The sequence below is a fragment of the Canibacter zhoujuaniae genome (assembly GCF_011752005.1).
In the GTDB taxonomy this organism is placed as follows: domain Bacteria; phylum Actinomycetota; class Actinomycetes; order Actinomycetales; family Microbacteriaceae; genus Canibacter; species Canibacter zhoujuaniae.
Genome location: NZ_JAAIJZ010000003.1, coordinates 74,497 through 90,218, shown reverse-complemented (window position 1 = coordinate 90,218; position 15,722 = coordinate 74,497). Strand labels below are relative to the sequence as shown.

Annotated in this window: 14 protein-coding genes, 1 tRNA gene and 1 pseudogene; 8 read left to right on the top strand and 8 right to left on the bottom strand. The window is 55.7% G+C overall.

Annotated elements, in window-relative coordinates:
• Positions 1-5: 5 nt before the first annotated feature.
• Genes HCR00_RS05910 through HCR00_RS05900 form a run of 3 tightly spaced genes read right to left on the bottom strand, consistent with a single transcriptional unit; the run spans position 6 to position 3,715 of the window.
• A complete protein-coding gene (locus HCR00_RS05910; RefSeq protein WP_167143627.1) occupies positions 6-1,664 on the bottom strand; it encodes a DNA repair helicase XPB in 1,659 nt (552 codons plus the stop codon).
• A gap of 11 nt (positions 1,665-1,675) precedes the next feature.
• Positions 1,676-3,460 carry a helicase-associated domain-containing protein gene (locus HCR00_RS05905; RefSeq protein WP_167143624.1) on the bottom strand — a complete coding sequence of 595 codons (1,785 nt, stop codon included), beginning with the start codon at positions 3,458-3,460 and terminating at the stop codon, positions 1,676-1,678.
• Positions 3,461-3,715, bottom strand: coding sequence for a hypothetical protein (locus tag HCR00_RS05900; RefSeq protein WP_167143621.1), 255 nt, complete (start codon positions 3,713-3,715; stop codon positions 3,461-3,463).
• Between the two features lie 74 nt (positions 3,716-3,789).
• Between HCR00_RS05900 and HCR00_RS05895 the strand changes: the two genes are divergently transcribed.
• Both HCR00_RS05895 and HCR00_RS05890 read left to right on the top strand, forming a co-directional pair.
• On the top strand, positions 3,790-4,167 hold the full coding sequence (locus tag HCR00_RS05895) for a cold-shock protein (RefSeq protein ID WP_166986849.1): 378 nt from the start codon (positions 3,790-3,792) through the stop codon (positions 4,165-4,167).
• Between the two features lie 13 nt (positions 4,168-4,180).
• A complete protein-coding gene (locus HCR00_RS05890) occupies positions 4,181-4,771 on the top strand; it encodes a DUF3027 domain-containing protein (protein WP_167143618.1) in 591 nt (196 codons plus the stop codon).
• Here HCR00_RS05890 and serC read toward each other — a convergent pair.
• A complete protein-coding gene (gene serC / locus HCR00_RS05885) occupies positions 4,768-5,883 on the bottom strand; it encodes a phosphoserine transaminase (protein WP_167143615.1) in 1,116 nt (371 codons plus the stop codon). The genes HCR00_RS05890 and serC overlap by 4 nt on opposite strands.
• Positions 5,884-5,962: 79 nt before the next feature.
• Between serC and HCR00_RS05880 the strand changes: the two genes are divergently transcribed.
• A complete protein-coding gene (locus tag HCR00_RS05880; protein ID WP_166986858.1) occupies positions 5,963-6,658 on the top strand; it encodes an iron-dependent transcriptional repressor DtxR in 696 nt (231 codons plus the stop codon).
• Positions 6,659-6,691: 33 nt separating this feature from the next.
• Positions 6,692-6,764 (top strand) — tRNA-Arg (locus tag HCR00_RS05875).
• Between the two features lie 51 nt (positions 6,765-6,815).
• Here HCR00_RS05875 and HCR00_RS05870 read toward each other — a convergent pair.
• Positions 6,816-7,559: an Lrp/AsnC family transcriptional regulator gene (locus tag HCR00_RS05870; protein ID WP_166986861.1), complete on the bottom strand. Its 744-nt coding sequence runs from the start codon at positions 7,557-7,559 to the stop codon at positions 6,816-6,818.
• Between the two features lie 24 nt (positions 7,560-7,583).
• Positions 7,584-7,712 (bottom strand): annotated as a pseudogene (locus tag HCR00_RS07050) (AsnC family transcriptional regulator); the annotation flags it as partial.
• 221 nt (positions 7,713-7,933) lie between these two features.
• On the opposite strand from HCR00_RS07050, the gene HCR00_RS05860 reads away from it, so the two are divergent.
• From HCR00_RS05860 to HCR00_RS05845, 4 genes are read left to right on the top strand one after another with little or no spacing between them, the layout of a single operon-like run.
• The gene (locus HCR00_RS05860) at positions 7,934-9,259 is read left to right on the top strand and encodes an MFS transporter (protein WP_167143611.1); all 1,326 of its coding nucleotides are present in this window, start codon (positions 7,934-7,936) and stop codon (positions 9,257-9,259) included.
• Positions 9,260-9,297: 38 nt separating this feature from the next.
• A complete protein-coding gene (locus tag HCR00_RS05855; RefSeq protein ID WP_167143608.1) occupies positions 9,298-10,980 on the top strand; it encodes an amidohydrolase in 1,683 nt (560 codons plus the stop codon).
• 24 nt (positions 10,981-11,004) lie between these two features.
• Positions 11,005-12,600, top strand: coding sequence for a thiamine pyrophosphate-binding protein (locus HCR00_RS05850; protein ID WP_166986879.1), 1,596 nt, complete (start codon positions 11,005-11,007; stop codon positions 12,598-12,600).
• Between the two features lie 51 nt (positions 12,601-12,651).
• The gene (locus tag HCR00_RS05845) at positions 12,652-13,644 is read left to right on the top strand and encodes a C-terminal binding protein (protein ID WP_167143605.1); all 993 of its coding nucleotides are present in this window, start codon (positions 12,652-12,654) and stop codon (positions 13,642-13,644) included.
• A 30-nt stretch (positions 13,645-13,674) separates the two neighbouring features.
• On the opposite strand, the gene HCR00_RS05840 is transcribed toward HCR00_RS05845, so the two are convergent.
• Together HCR00_RS05840 and HCR00_RS05835 are read right to left on the bottom strand one after the other, a co-directional pair.
• Complete coding sequence (locus HCR00_RS05840; RefSeq protein ID WP_167143603.1) at positions 13,675-14,937, bottom strand: FAD-dependent oxidoreductase; 1,263 nt, start codon at positions 14,935-14,937, stop codon at positions 13,675-13,677.
• A gap of 69 nt (positions 14,938-15,006) precedes the next feature.
• A complete protein-coding gene (locus HCR00_RS05835) occupies positions 15,007-15,456 on the bottom strand; it encodes a flavodoxin domain-containing protein (RefSeq protein WP_167143601.1) in 450 nt (149 codons plus the stop codon).
• Positions 15,457-15,722 lie beyond the last annotated feature (266 nt).

The following is a 15,722-nucleotide window of genomic DNA, read 5'->3' as shown; positions in this document are numbered from 1 at the left end:
GTTACCTATGAGTCTGCTGAATATTTGGCAGCCAGGTCTTGAACTGTCAGCAGCTCATAGGCGTAACCCTGTTCGGCGAGAAAGCGCTGTCTGTTTTGCTCAAAGTCCTGGTCTACTGTGTCGCGGGTCACTAGCGTGTAGAAGTGGGCCTGCTTGCCGTCTGATTTCGGGCGCAGAATACGCCCGAGTCGCTGCGCCTCCTCCTGACGCGAACCGTAGCTGCCTGAGATCTGGATCGCGACAGACGCCTCAGGCAGATCGATAGAAAAGTTAGCAACCTTTGACACCACAAGAGTCTGCACTCGCCCCGCTCGAAAGGCTGCAAACAGTTCTTCACGATCGCTCGTCGGGGTTTGCCCGGTAATTAACGGCACGTCTAAAGCCTCGGCTATCTGCTCGAGTTGGTCAATATACTGACCAATAATAAGGGACTGCTCACCGTCGTGGTGGGCTAAAATTTCCCGCGCAATATCTATCTTCTGCCTTGCGGTAGAGGCGATCCGATAGCGTTCGCGATCCTCTGCAGCGGCGTATTGCATTCTGGTATCGGGGTCGAGATCGATCCGCACCTCAAAACAGGTTGCCGGGGCGATGAACCCAGCGGCGGTCAGCTCATGCCACGGCACATCGAAACGTTTTGGCCCGATGAGACTGAAAACGTCACCCTCCCGACCGTCTTCGCGCACGAGTGTGGCGGTCAGCCCGAGGCGGCGTCGCGCCTGCAACTCGGCGGTAAGTTTGAACACAGGAGCCGGCAGCAGGTGCACTTCGTCGTAAATTATTAGCCCCCAGTTTTCGACACTCAGAAGCGATAAATGCGCATAGTTGCCGCCGCGTTTTGCGGTCAGAATCTGGTACGTCGCTATCGTAACGGGTTTTATTTCCTTGACTTCGCCTGAATACTCACCGATGTCATCGGGTGTTAGATCGGTGCGTCGCAATAGCTCTTCTCGCCACTGCCGGGCACTTACTGTGTTGGTCACTAGGATCAGTGTTTTTGCTGAAACTTCGGCGACCACGCCAGCGCCGACAAGAGTTTTTCCAGCGCCGCACGGCAGCACAACAACGCCCGAGCCGCCGCGAGTAAACGCTGATACGGCCGCACGCTGATAGTCACGCAACTGCCAATCATTCTCTACCAGGGCGACAGCGTGCGGGTCACCGGGGGTGTATCCCGCATGATCTGCCGCAGGCCAACCGCGCTTTAGAAGCTGCTGTTTTAGCTCGCCACGCGCCCAGTCTGAAACCTCATAAGTGCTTTCGTTGCGTTCACGCAGCAACAGTGGCGCGATCTTTTTATCGGTTACCACCTCGCGCAAAATGTCTGGTCTGTCACTTCTGATGAGCAGCGCGCCCTCTGCATCACGCACGATCTCGAGTTTGCCGTAGCGTGCAACAGTGTCGCAGATACTGTTTTTAACTGCCTCCGGAATCGGAAACTTTGCGTAGGAATTAAGTGTGTCTAGTATTTCTTCGGCATCGTGCCCTGCGGCGCGTGCGTTCCACAGCCCGAGACGAGTGATGCGATAGGTGTGAATATGTTCCGGTGCGCGCTCAAGCTCGGCAAACACGGCCAAGGCTTCTCGTGCAGCGCCCGCCTGTGGGTGATAGGTTTCCAACAACACAGTGTTGTCGCTCTGCACGATTAGCGGGCCAAAACTCATAACTATCCAGCCTACTCTGGCCGGGATAGAATCTCAGCTTCACAAATCGCACTCACCGGCACTGTTCGCTCTACCTGCTGAACTGCATCGTAGAGGCGCACACGATCTGCGCTTAAAGTTTTTGCTACCGCAACCACTTCTATTTGACCTGTGTTAGAAGTGAGTAGTAAACGAAGGTTTGCGCCGGTGTGTATCGCGTACTCTAAACAGATTGAGATGCGGTCTGCGCTGCTCTCTTTGAGATGCGCAGCAGTTTTTGTGAAGTCTTTAGCGGGCGGAGTGTTGGTGCGCCTGTGCCTTGGTTGCAGCTGCGCTGCCGCGGCAAGCATTTCTGAAAATGGTCGCTGTGCGACAAAGTAGTGAGCATCCTGTAAAACGGCAGAGATATTAAGCGGCGCGAGCGGGCTTGTGAGTGTCGTTTCGCTGGACCCTGGCGTGAGTGAAAGCGCCTGCAGGGCGCGATCCTCATGCATTAATTTGGCTGTGTTTACTGATTTTGTATGAAGCAGTGTGAGCCGGCCAGACTGGTGTGGCGTTAAGCGCACAACCCGGTCAGAGTCGCGTATGTCTTTGATTAAGAAAGTGAGTGAGCTGGGTACGTCAGTGATGCTTAGCTCTGCCAACAGGCTCAACCACTCCTGCGTGGTGCGACTGTCGTTGAGCACACCGCGTGCGATGCTGGCTTCAGTGAAGCGGTAGACCGTCGCCACGCCGCTCTGCTCAATATCTGCCAACTCTAAAAGCAGAATTTCTGTTTCTGGCGATAGCGGTTGCGGCGCAATAGCCGACAGATCTGGTTGGATAATCACCTGCTGGCCGGGGGATGGCAGTAGCGCGCTAAGTTCTGTGGCAGCTTGGTTCAGCTCGTTGATGCTGCTCACTGCGGGAACTGCAAGCAGCTGCAACAGAGTCGCATCAGATTTCAGCTGCTGTGCGCGTTTTGGTGACTGCGGGCTGAGCTGTGCAAGCAAGCGGCTAACGGCTGTCAGCGCGTCGGTTTGGGTCACTGCAATTTCGGCAAGCAATTGCGGATCGGCGCTTGAGTATCCGGCTGCAGCGAGAATTCGCCAGCTAGCGGCAGTATCTGCGGTGAGCCACTCTCGTAACTGTGTGCCCGCGCTTGAAAAACCAGTGCTATCTGTTAGCAGGTTACAGTCTAAAGCGAGGTTTAAAAGCATTAAAGTTTGGTGCTCACTGAGCGCGAGCGTTTGCGCTGCTCGACCAAGCGATTTTGTGACGACTCTGGTGGTGTCACTGAGGCTGATGGGGTTGCGGATCAGGTGCACGCAAAGCTGGGTTACCTGCGCGACGGCTGTCGCGGCGTGCGTCCACCAATTTGTGCGATCTGTTGGGCTGTTATAAATCGCAAAGTTTTGTGTGTCACGGTCGGGCATGAGCATCGCGCGCCAGCGCTGCGCTGCGTGCTCGAGTGCTGCAATATCAAGCGACGGCTCTTCCGCTGTGTTAGCAGTCGCATGCACGGTGCGCGCCCAAGATTTAACAGGTTCTGGTATGCGCGTCGATCCGCCCCTCTCTTTGTATGCTAACCCGAGAGTGTGCAGAGTTTCTAGCCAAGCTGCTGGGGCGGTGTGTGCGACAGCGGGGTGGGCAAGCGCCGCAAGCTCGGCGCGTGTGAGAAACGCACTGCAGGCGTTGATACTGTTCGGCTGCAACAGCTGGGCAGCAAGCCGTACGAAAGTATCTGCTCGGCGCGGTTTTCGTAACGCGATGAGGCTCAGCAGATGCTCGAGCGAGAGGGTGCTCAGGTGCTCCGCAAGATGCAGGATATCCGGCATCTATTTTGCTAACTGCTTTTTACGACGCTTCCTGGAATCAAGAAAAAGCAGGGTGAAGAGCATCGCGAACCCGACCGGGAGGCCAACGTAGGCGATCCAGACAAGCTGGCGGATCCCGTTGCGGTTGAGCTCTTCAGGTGAGAGAAATGCCGCAAAGATAAGTGTTACAAAAAATGCGAGCACCGAAATTAGGATCAGTGAAACCGAGCCCCACCCGAGGAATAATTCTAGCCGTGACGACTGTTTTTTACTCACAGGGCTAAGTCTAGTCGACAGCGCAATTACGGCGCTAAGCTAGGTGTGAAGAAAACTGTAAAGAAAGAGGGCATATGCCAACCGGAAAAGTTCGGTTCTTTGACGAAGAAAAGGGATTTGGTTTCATCTCAGGTGAGGGCGGTCAGCAGGTTTATGTGCACGCCTCGGTGCTTGGTGATGACGATGAGCTGTATCCTGGCGCCCGTGTTGAATACTCCGTGGTGGACGGGCGTCGTGGCCCGCAGGCTCTCTCGGTAAAACTGCTAACCGCCCCACGCCCGGTGCGTCGCAACCGGAAGCGCCCAGACGATTTGACGGTTATCGTGGAAGACCTGATGAAGCTGCTCGACGCTGCGGGTGAGAAGCTCAAGGTTGGTCAGTATCCGGATCGGAAGCAGTCGCGCATGCTGGCCACTCTGTTGCGCAGCGTGGCAGAAGAATTTGACGCTTAGAGATTAAAAATACATGGCAGTAAACACTGAAGATAACGGCAGCGAAAATATCGTGCTGGAGCTTGACGCCGCAACTATTGAGCAGGGAGTCAAGCTCGCCCGTGAAACTCTGTTAGCAGACTTAGCCACAGCCGAGGAAGTCGGCGAACTTGTGAGCGTGCGAGCAGAGGCGCCGCGGGTGGCCACAATACTGTTTGCATACAGCGGCACGACCTACGAAGGTTGGTTGTGGGCGGTGAGCGTGACTCAGGTCGCAGATGGTGCGCCGCTGACCGTGCTTGAAACTGAGTTGATTGCGGGAGAGAATTCCATTGTGGCGCCAGAGTGGGTGCCATGGAGTGTGCGTTTGGCACAGTTCCGTGAGGCACGCGCGGCTGCGGCCGCCGAGGAAGCTGCAGCCGCTGCTGCCGCTCACGAGGAGCTTGACGAAGACGACGTTGACCCCGAAGACGATCTGCTCGAAAACGACTTCACGGACTTTGACGACGAGATGGACGGCATCGACATCGACGAGCTTGACGACTCCGACAGTGAGGACGAGCTTGACAGCGAGGACGAACCCGATAACGAAGACGAGTCTGCTGAAGACTCAGAAGACGATTAGTCGAGGCGCTCAACCACGTAGTCGATGCAGGCGATCAGCTTCTCAACGTCTGTCGGATCAATCGCAGTGAATGTTGCAATACGCAACTGATTGCGACCGAGCTTACGGTATGGCTCAGTGTCCACGATGCCGTTTGCGCGCAAAGCTTTTGAAATCGCGCTTGCGTCAACATCTGCATTGAAATCGATTGTTGCAACCACCTGTGAGCGCGCATCAGCGTCAGCTACGAATGGAGTTGCGAAGCTGCGCGCTGCTGCCCAAGTGTAGAGCAGCTGTGATGAGTGCTTGGTGCGCTCAGACGCCCACTCAAGGCCACCCTGTGAGAGGATCCACCGCAGCTGCTCGTCCATCAACGCCAGCGGCGCGATAGCCGGAGTGTTGAGAGTCTGCTGGAGCCTAGAGTTAGTAACCGCGGTTTGCAGGTTCAGGGTGTCTGGAATGTAGCGGTCGGTGCCGTCTATCTCGGCGATGCGTGCGATAGCAGCGGGAGACATTAGCGCAAACCAGATGCCACCGTCACTCGCAAAATTCTTCTGCGGTGAGAAATAGTAAACATCAACATTAGCGGCATCAAAGTCGATCCCACCGGCGGCGCTTGTTGCATCTACAACGGTCAGTTGCCCATCTTTGCCGTATCGGCGGATCGGGCTCATAACGCCGGTCGAGGTTTCGTTGTGTGCGTACGCGAAAATATCGACATCGCTGGCGTCAACATTTTGCGCGAGGGTGCCAGGTTCACCCTTGATAACCGCAGGATCCGCAAGCCACGGAGCTTTTTTAGCAGCCGCAGCAAACTTCGAGCTGAACTCACCACAGGTGGCAAACTGGCCTTTTTCTTTGATGAGTGAGTGCACAGCCGCATCCCAGAAGCTGGTTGCGCCGCCGTTACCGAGCACAATTTCGTAACCCTCCGGTGCCCTGAAAAGGTCACGCAGCTGTTCTTGCACACTATTGACAAGATTCTTAACCGAAGCCTGCCGGTGCGAAGTGCCCAGCACAGTCGGCTGTAAGCTTGCCAGGAAGCTCACCTGCTCATCGCGGACTTTTGAAGGCCCGCATCCGAAGCGGCCATCGACGGGACGAATTTCAGCAGGAATCTCAATATGCGCCATACTCCTATTTTAAACGGCATTTTTCAGGTCTGCGGCACTATGCTTGAGGATAATTGCGACCATCAAGGAGGATTCCCAAGTGACCGACCTCATCGATACAACAGAGATGTACTTGCGAACGATCCTCGAACTGGAGGAAGAAGACATCGTTCCTCTGCGCGCCCGTATTTCTGAACGCCTGTCTCATTCGGGGCCGACGGTGTCACAAACAATTGGGCGAATGGAGCGCGATGGGCTGGTTGTGGTGACCGGCGATAGACACCTTGAACTGACAGACAGCGGTCGCACGCTGGCGGTGCGAGTGATGCGCAAACACCGTCTAGCGGAACGGCTCTTGCACGATGTGATCGGGCTCGAATGGGAATATGTCCACGATGAGGCGTGCCGCTGGGAACACGTTATGAGCGAGCGAGTCGAGCGCCGCATTCTGGAACTTATTGAGCAGCCCACAAAGTCACCATACGGGAATCCGATCCCCGGCCTGGAAGAGTTGGATGTCAAAACACGCGGCATGTTTTTGATGAGTGTTGTCGATGTTATGACCGTCTTTACAGAAAACGCAATCGACGACTTTGAAGCTGAGATTGCTAGGCTTGCCGAGCCTGCGCAGGTGGATCCTGAGCTGCTGCGCGCATTCGATGCGGCGGGCATTAAACCGGGTGCGCGGGCAAGTTTTGTGCTTGAAGATGAAATTGTGCGGATCGCTGTTGGGGTGTTTGAGCCGCTGGAAATTAGTCGCGCGATGGCTGCACACATTTTTGTGATTGAGCAGTAGGCTCGAGCGCGAACCGGTAAGCTGGTTTAGCCAGCCCCAGTAGCTCAGTGGATAGAGCACTTCTCTCCTAAAGAAGGTGTCGGAGGTTCGATTCCTCTCTGGGGCACTAAAACCACTGCGGCAGCGGTGTGGTGAATCAAAGCAAGGCTTGATTAGCTTAAGCTTCCCGCAGGCTGCGAGCGTAATCTTCTTTTGCTGTGTTGATGTGCAGCCAGGAGGAAATCTCGCCGACCAACCCGGTGGCACGCAGTGCTTCTAAAAAGTCAAAAATGACTCGAGGAGTGGCAGCAGTCACTGTCACGATCAGGTCAAAAGAGCCTGAACACGTTGTAGCAAAATCAACCTCTGGGCGGCCGCGTAAGAACTCGAGCACAGGATCTAGCGGCCCACACAGGGAGATGCCCAACCCAATCGCTATCTGCGAGTTAATGACACCGCGCTCTTCAACCGCCGATATGCGAATTACATTCGCCTCAACCATGCGATTCACGCGGGCGCGCACGGCTGACGGGCTAAGATTCACTTTATTTGCAATTGTGCGATAGTTCATGCGGCCGTCAGTTTGCAACAGATCGACGATCTGCCGATCCCGCTCATCGAGGGTGATATCTCCGCGATACTCAGCAACAAAAAAGCCCTTAACCACCCGCAGATAGCGGTTTGTTTTGACGCGCTGCACACGAGGTAGGCCCCGCAGATACTCGAGAAACAGTTGCAGCTCTGCTTCTGTGCGCAAACGTGATTCAACAACGACATTGCTGCTGCCTGTGACAGATGACACAAACACGGTCTCTGCCCGATCCTTGAGAAGCTTGAGCAGTTCAGCAGTGGGGCCATTAACCGTCACAAGGTGATGCGCGAGCACGCGATCCCCAGAATATCCAGGATCGAGCGCCGCCACTACACGTAATGCGCCGGATCTAAGGAGTCGGCCCAGACGATCGGCAACAACCGCTCGCGGTTGCCCAATATCTGCAGCGATAGCGCTGATGCTGGCGCGCCCGTTGTGCTGCAGTGCTGCAATGAGCGCAGTATCTAGAGACGGTTTCTGAATGATTTCACACCCTTTGTGGCTAAATCGTTATTAAAAAATGTTTGTTCCCGAAATGATCAAAAAGTTTGCATAACGCGTTTCAGACACTTATTTTAACGTCGATTTTATCTAAAATTACACAAATGATTTGTATATCACGCAATCGCATTGATTATTACTCACATATGATCGTTAAATCTGGATAGTATCTCCCACATACCTGTAGGCAAGGGAGCTTAATAATGACTGCAACTCAAACTTGGACCCCCGCAGAGCGCAAACGCGCGTATCGTGCCGGTTGGGGCGCCTTTGTCGGTACCACGATTGAATGGTACGACTTTTACGTCTACGCAACGGCTGCCGCAATATACTTTCCAACGCTGTTCTTTCCGGAACAGGATCGTTTCGTCGGAACGATCGCCGCGCTCGCAAGCAGCGCAGTCGCATTTTTCTTCCGCCCGCTCGGCGGAATCATTTTCGGCCACATCGGTGACCGCCTCGGGCGCAGACCCGCTCTTGTTATCACTCTGGTAATGATGGGTGTCGCCACTGTCGCGGTAGGCTGCCTTCCGACATACGCAGCGATTGGGGTTGCAGCGCCGATCCTTCTTCTCCTGTTCCGCGCTGCGCAGGGTTTGGCTGTCGGCGGAGAGTGGGGCGGTGCCGCACTCATGAGCGTGGAGAGCGCGCCGGCAGATAAGAAGGGCTTTTTTGGCGGCTTCACGCAGCTGGGCAACCCCGGTGGCGCCCTCCTAGCGACCGGTATCTTCTACGTGATGGAGCTGTTTGGCAAAGAGTGGATGATGGAGTGGGGCTGGCGCATCCCATTCTTGCTGAGCGCAGCCCTCATCGCTGTGGGCTTTTGGGTGCGTAAGAAAACTGAAGAAACCCCGGTCTTTGAGACTGAGGTGGAATCAGCAGAACAGGGTGCGCCCGTGTGGTATGCGATCCGCCGCAACTGGTGGCCGATCATTCTCGGAGCTTTTATCGTGCTGGTGCCGTCAGGTGGCTACACCATGGCAACCACATTTGTGCAGAATTACGCAACGAGCCCAGCCATCGGATTTAGTGAGCGGCATATTCTGCTTGCGATGACCATCGCATCTTTTGTGGAATTCCTGGTGACACTGCCGGTTGCGGCCCTCGCCGACAAGCTGGGTTCAAAGAAGGTGATGTACATCGGCTTAATTGGTGCGGTCGTCTGCATGATCCCGCTAATGCTCGCAATCGGTGGGCAGCAGCTGGCTTTGACCTACATTCTCGTATCCCTGATCCGTATCGCGATGAGCGCAACCTGGGCGCCGCTCGCAACTATCATGGCGCAGATGTTCCGCCCGCAAGCACGCTACACCTCAATGTCAATGGCATACGGTCTCGGTGCTGCGCTGTGGGGTGGCCTCATGCCAATCGTTTCGGTCACACTTGTGGAAATGACCGGCACAGACTGGAGCGTTGTCTGGCAGTTTATTGTGATGGCGGCGCTAAACTTCATCGCCATGTGGCTCGCGCCGCAGTACATCGATGAGCTGCCCAGAACCACCGCTGTGAAAACAAGCGGCGCGCGATAGACCTTGACGTCTAATCGCCGCCCAGGCGGGAATACATTATGAAATCACTTGCAACATTTGATGACCGTAATTCTTCCCTAACGATTGTGACCGCAGAGCGTATTCACACTCTGAACCCTGCTGCTGAGAGCGCAACTGCGCTGCTTGTGCATAGGGGATCAGTGCTCGCCGTTGGCTCTGTTGCTGAGATCGAGCGGATCGCGCTGACACAGCAGGAGGAAGTGAACAGGGTGGACTATCCAGGCGCAACAATTGTGCCCGGTTTTATAGACGCGCACGCTCACCCGCTGATGTACGGACAAATGCTGTCATGGGTGGATGTTGGGCCGAACAAAGCTAAGAACATTCCGGAGATTGTGGCCCTGCTGCGGGAGGCAGAAAAGCAGCTTCCGCCGGGGGCTGCGCTGCGCGGCTATGGATACGAACAGCGCAACCTTGCCGAACGGCGACACCCCACCCGACAGGAGCTCGACCAGGTCTCAACATCACGCGAGGTCTACATTATGAATGCCTCCGGGCACGGCGGGGTCGTAAACTCCTTTACTTTTGCAGTGCACGGGGTGACGCGTGACACACCTAACCCGGACGGTGGCGAATTTTTTCGAGACGCTAACGGAGACCTCACCGGTGAACTCTCAGACGCCGCCGCCAATGTACTGACCGGCATCCACGGTGTCAAAATTGGCCACCACGGCCCGAACTTTCATCTCAGCGATGAGCCCGCCGAGCACCGGCGGCAGCTGCGCACTGTGCAGACCGAATTCTTTCGCGGCGGGGTGACCACTGTCGGTGATGCGCAGGTGAGCAAGCGTGAGATGGCCGCCTACCTTGACTTGGCTGAGCACGGCGAGCTGAAGATGCGTGTCTCAATGTATTTTCTGTCGCATCTGCTTAACCAGATTCTTGATCTTGGGCTGGTTGCTCCATTCGGCAACGCCCGCCTGGCAACAGCAGGCATCAAGCTCTATGCTGACGGCACCCTCGGCGGCTGGACCGCGTATTTTCCTGAAGGATATGCGGGGGATCCGTGCCGCACTGGGCTGCTCTATCACTCACCTGAGGAATACACCGAGCTGGTGAGACTGGCGCACGCAGCTGGGCTGCAAACCGCAACCCATGCCCAATCGCCAACTGCGATTAAAATGTGCGTCGATGCAATTGAGGCTGCACAGCTTAAGTATCCGAACGCAGATGCTAGGCATCGCATCGAGCACTGCGGCCTGCCCGCCCCTGCAGAAATCACCAGAATGGCAGCCCTCGGGATCCGCCCCGTCAACCAGACGCAGCACTATTACAATTGGGGCGAAGGCGTGACCCAAGCGATTGGGACACCCGGTGAGCGCTTCAATCCGCTCGGAGAGTTTCGCGACGCGGGAGTGCCGATCACAATCTCATCGGATGCTCCGGTGGCACCGCCGAAACCACTCGAAGCGATCCAGGCAGCCGTGACCCGTGTCACACGTCGCGGTGTGCAGCTGGGAGCTGATGCGCTGCGCATCTCAGCACGTGAGGCGCTTCTGGCGCACACGTATGAAGGCGCGGTCACACTCGGGCGCGAAAATGAATTGGGATCGCTTGCGGCGGGAAAACGCGCCGACTTCGCCGTGCTCTCAGCCGACCCCCTGTCTGTTCCAGCGGAGCAGATAGGTAAAATTTCTGTTTTGAGCACTTGGATAGACGGCGAATGCGTCTGGGACACCGACACTGATAACCCACTATAAACACAGCATGTAGAGAGAAAATATATGCCTACGACACAGAAGCGCACTACCGGATGGGTTGTGCTGGAAACCCTAGCCAACTACGGCATTAACACTGTCTTTGGGATCCCCGGCACACACAACCTTGAGTTTTATCGACCACTCGAGACGCTGGGTATCCGGCCGGTGACAACCCGACACGAGCAAGGAGCCGGCTACGGGGCAGATGCCTGGTCGCTCCAGACGGGGCTGCCTGGTGTTGTGATCACTACGAGCGGTCCCGGACTATTGAACGCGCTCTCAGCAGCAGGCACCGCATTCGCAGAGTCACGACCGATGATTATTCTCTCACCCGGTGTCGCCCTCGGCGCAGAGTTCTCTGACTCAGGCACACTTCACGAAACTAAGGATCAGCTCTCAGCTGCTGCCGCGATTGTTGAATGGGGTCGCCGAGTGAAAACCGCAGAAGAAGCGGTTGCGGCGGTGCACGACGCCTTCGAGCTGTTTGCGACGGGGCGCCCACGACCGGTTTACATTGAGGTGCCACTAAACATCCTTGAGCAAGAAACCTCGATCTCTGCCTCTGAACTTGCCGCAAAACAGTTCGAGCCGGTGCCAAGCCCCGATAAGAAACTGATTGCAGAGGCTGCTGCGCTGCTTTCTGATGCGGTGAATCCGGTGATTCTGGCTGGCGGCGGTGCGCGACGGGCGGGGCAAGAGATACAGGCTCTCGCTGAAAAACTTGCTGCTCCGGTGGTTACAACACTCAACGGCAAGGGCGTTATCGATGAGCACCATCCACTCGCACTCGGCTCTAATCTGCGTCTTGCAGCTGCAAGAGAGGTAGCTCAGAAAGCTGATGTCTTGCTGGTGGTCGGATCAAAACTCGGTGAGGCTGAACTCTGGGTGGATGCCTTGCGCGCGCAGGGCAAAGTTGTGCGCATTGATGTGCTCGAATCACAGCTCAACAAGAATCAGCCAGCAACCGTTGGTATTCGTGCCGACGCGGCTGCAGCCGTGGCCGCGATCACAGAGCTGCTTGACGATGCGGATCGCACCTCGGCCATTGACGTGCCCGCAACACTTACCGCAATTAGACAAGAATCCGAAAAGCTCGACGCACTCAACACCTCGGTCGGCCAAGCGATTGCGCGGGCGCTGCCGGAAGATGCGATCCTGACCACAGACTCCTCAAAGATTGCCTACTGGGGGCTGCTGAACATGTTGCAGGTGCGCAACCCGCGCTCTGTGGCCTATATGGCAACATATGCGACGCTCGGATATGGGCTGCCGGCCGCGATCGGTAGCAAACTCGCATCCCCAGAGCGGCCTGTGGTCGCGGTCACCGGCGACGGGGCATTTATGTTCAGCTTCAACGAGATGCTTACGGTTGTTGAACAGAATCTTGACATCGTCATTCTGGTTGTTGACAACGGCGGCTTTGCCGAGATTAAAGACAACGAGATCGCGGCAGGTATCAACCCGGTTGCCGTTGATCTCGTGCAGCCGGATTGGGCTGCGCTCGCTAACGCTTGTGGCGGTGCAGGCACACGCATTAGCTCCGCAGAGGAGCTTGATAAGGCTATTGAAGCAGCAGTTGCTGCTGGCGGTCTGCAGCTCATCCATCTGCCACTCGCATAGCTCCGTTTTACCTGTTTAGGCCAGCCGCCCCACTGTTTTGGAGGATCCATTATGAATGAAAACCAGAAGCCGGTTGCGGTTTACACAGATATGGACGACACCGACTTTCAAAGCGGTGTGCGTCTGCTTGAAGACGCCGGATTTGAGGTGCGATACCTCGGCACGCGAAACACTGAACGCATTATTGCCGCGTCACAGGATGCGGAAGTGCTCTTGCTCGGTTATGCGGAGGCGCCGCGCAGCTTGATTGAGGCACTGCCCAAGCTGAAACTTATCGCCTTAATGTCGATGGGCTTTAACAATGTTGATATTGAGGCGGCGAATGAGCACGGAGTGTGGGTCACAAATGTACCGGGTGCCGCAACCGAAGAGGTTGCAACGCACGCGCTCGCACTGCTGCTCGCCGCTGTGCGGCAGCTGTCGTTCTACACCGCACACGCGGTTGCAGATGCTGAACAGTGGAACGCTCGCGCTCCGCTTGCCCCTGTGCGCCTGAGTGAGAAAACACTCGGCGTTGTGGGGCTCGGCCGGATTGGGAAGGCCTTCGCCGCGATCGCCGGACCGTTGTTTCAAAGGGTTGTGGGCTACGATCCCTACCTTCCGGACACCGACGAAACCCGCGCAGAGCTTGCACGCTACGGTATTGAGCGCAAAAGCCTTGCAGATTTGCAGAGCGGCGCTGATGTGCTTTCCCTGCATGTGCCGCTGACGGATGAAAACGAGGGGATGATCAACCGTGCGTTTATCGCAGAGCTTCCCGATGGTGCAATTATTGTGAACGTCTCACGCGGTGGGCTGATCGACTCACAAGATGCCCGTGATGCGCTCGATGCGGGCAAGCTCACGGCTCTCGCTCTGGATGTGCTTGATGAAGAACCGCCGGCAGCAGACCATCCGCTTCTCTCTCACGACCGCGTTGTGCTCACCCCGCACATTGCGTACTACTCGAATCGAACCGATGCAGAATATGTTCGAATTCAAGCCGAGAACGCTACGAGCTGGCTAGCAACCGGGAGCCCAAAGAACCCCGTGAACACTCCCTGAGATTGAGCAGCTGCAGCAATAGCCTGTCGATTAGTGCTGTGAGGTCGGTTGCATACCGGCCTCTTTCAGCATCTCCTCGATGCTATCGAACTTGTGTCGCGCCCGCCCACTGCGTGCGGCCTCAATCTCCTTCTGCTCGATCCGCTTCCAACCGTCATAGTCGATTGTGCTGCCGGGGGCGAGATTGAGCCCGGCCACACCAGACTTTGTGCTGTTAAGATCGGCGAGATCCGCACCAATAATTTTTGCAAGCTCAAGCGCATCGATTCGCTGTGAGGCGATTGTGCCCCGAGGCCCGCGGCGAGCCCAGCCACCCACGTAGAGACCTTGTTCAATCTTGCCGGTCTCGCGCCCTGCCTCAGTAACCGGAACAAGCGGATCACCCTGAAAGCCAATGGCGGTGATAACACTGTCGGTCTTTATTAGTGCGTGGGTGCCATCTTCGCCCACGATTTCGAGTGTGTCTACGAGATTGCCACCGTGCACTTCGTGCGGTGCGAACCCAAACCACCAGTGAATAACCCCACGTAGCTCTGGGTCTGCATCGGTGCATTTATCCTGCAAGATGGTGAGGATATCCCGCCGATTCTCGTTTGTCACCGCGGCTAGGTCACCCGACCCAAAGTGAAGTTCATGGCGCACATGCTCAAAGTGAGTCATCTCACGCAGCATGGAATCATCGAACTTCGCTTGATCAACACCGCTGCGACTGACGAGGTGGAGCTCACGGAGCTTCCCGCTAAGCTGCTGATGATTGTCGTCGTGCACATCTGAGCCGGTAAACTCAGTGCCGTTCTTAGTCAGGAGCCGCATGCAGTCGATCGCTACGTTTCCCGCCCCGACAACGATGCAGACTTCGCCGAGCGAGTAGTCAAGTGGCAGCTTTGCTTCGGGGTGACTATTTAACGCGCGGGTGATGTATCCGGCACCAACCACACCGGGTGTAGCGCTTCCTGGGATGTCGAGTTGCCGATCCTCATGGAGTCCGGTTGCGACAATAATCGCGTCGAAGTGCTCGCGGATCGTATCTAACTCAACGTGCTCGCCAACATTGAGATTGCCAACGAACTTGACACCCTGACGCTCGAAAAGACGCGCAAATTGCTTTGTGACACCCTTGGTGCCCTGATGGTCAGCTGCAACACCAAACCGCGCAAGGCCGAATGGAACTGGCAGACGATCAAACACCGTAATTTCTGCATTTGGGACGGTCTTAAGCAGTGCCTGTGCAGAGTAGCAACCCGATGGCCCAGAACCGATAATGGCTATTTTAGGTGAGTTTGAGTCAGACATCATTATCCAATCAATGCGCGTCGTTGCAGACGAAGATGTATTAGCGAATAGGCGGCGTTTGTGTGTGATTTATTCAAAAGCTGCGAGGGCCTCTGGTGCCCATGCAACCGCAAGATCCGATGCATCATCCGGTGATGCCGCATCGTGACGCCCATACTCCCCAACACGAGATGCGCCGAGCGATTCAAGAGCGGCAACTACTCGCTCGCTGCCCTTCGAATAATTTTCGTAAGTGCTGTCGCCAAGCCCAAACACTGCGAATCGCACGCCAGTGAGATCGGGCTTTTCATTTTCTAGTGCGGCAACAAACGGCTGTGCGCTGTAGGGCAGATCGCCCTCGCCGTGTGTTGAACAGATGATGAGATGGCGATCGTCGCTATTAAACGCATTTACGTCAACGTTTGCAAGATCATCTACATCAAGATCTTCGCTAGTTTCTGCTGCAAGAGCATCTTCGATATCGGATGCGACAAGCTCCGCGTTACCGCTCTCGGTGCCAAACAGAATGCGAACAGCCATTAGAGACTTCCCTTCTTGGGTGCAACGCTGCACCCTGATTTACTTGAACCAGTAGTAACTTTATCTATTTTGCGAACTTCGGTGAGCAAATGCAAATGGACACGAATACGGCGCGGCGAGCTGCAGAAAAGCCTGAAACTTCGGGGTTTTCTGCGGTGTTAGGCAGCTACGAAGATTTAACACGCGGTGCGGTTAAGTAAATTTTGCAAAAGCGCTAACATTGTGATCTAATTCTTTTTTGTCAAAGGCAATGACGCTGAAGATAA

Excerpts from the sequence above, each read along its gene's own strand:
- HCR00_RS05860 (WP_167143611.1), top strand. The coding sequence starts at position 7,934 with ATGACTGCAACTCAAACTTGGACCCCCGCAGAGCGCAAACGCGCGTAT.
- HCR00_RS05835 (WP_167143601.1), bottom strand. The coding sequence starts at position 15,456 with ATGGCTGTTCGCATTCTGTTTGGCACCGAGAGCGGTAACGCGGAGCTT.
- HCR00_RS05890 (WP_167143618.1), top strand. The coding sequence starts at position 4,181 with ATGGCAGTAAACACTGAAGATAACGGCAGCGAAAATATCGTGCTGGAG.
- HCR00_RS05905 (WP_167143624.1), bottom strand. The coding sequence starts at position 3,460 with ATGCCGGATATCCTGCATCTTGCGGAGCACCTGAGCACCCTCTCGCTC.
- HCR00_RS05845 (WP_167143605.1), top strand. The coding sequence starts at position 12,652 with ATGAATGAAAACCAGAAGCCGGTTGCGGTTTACACAGATATGGACGAC.
- HCR00_RS05855 (WP_167143608.1), top strand. The coding sequence starts at position 9,298 with ATGAAATCACTTGCAACATTTGATGACCGTAATTCTTCCCTAACGATT.
- HCR00_RS05895 (WP_166986849.1), top strand. The coding sequence starts at position 3,790 with ATGCCAACCGGAAAAGTTCGGTTCTTTGACGAAGAAAAGGGATTTGGT.
- HCR00_RS05910 (WP_167143627.1), bottom strand. The coding sequence starts at position 1,664 with ATGAGTTTTGGCCCGCTAATCGTGCAGAGCGACAACACTGTGTTGTTG.
- HCR00_RS05840 (WP_167143603.1), bottom strand. The coding sequence starts at position 14,937 with ATGTCTGACTCAAACTCACCTAAAATAGCCATTATCGGTTCTGGGCCA.
- HCR00_RS05850 (WP_166986879.1), top strand. The coding sequence starts at position 11,005 with ATGCCTACGACACAGAAGCGCACTACCGGATGGGTTGTGCTGGAAACC.
- serC (WP_167143615.1), bottom strand. The coding sequence starts at position 5,883 with ATGGCGCATATTGAGATTCCTGCTGAAATTCGTCCCGTCGATGGCCGC.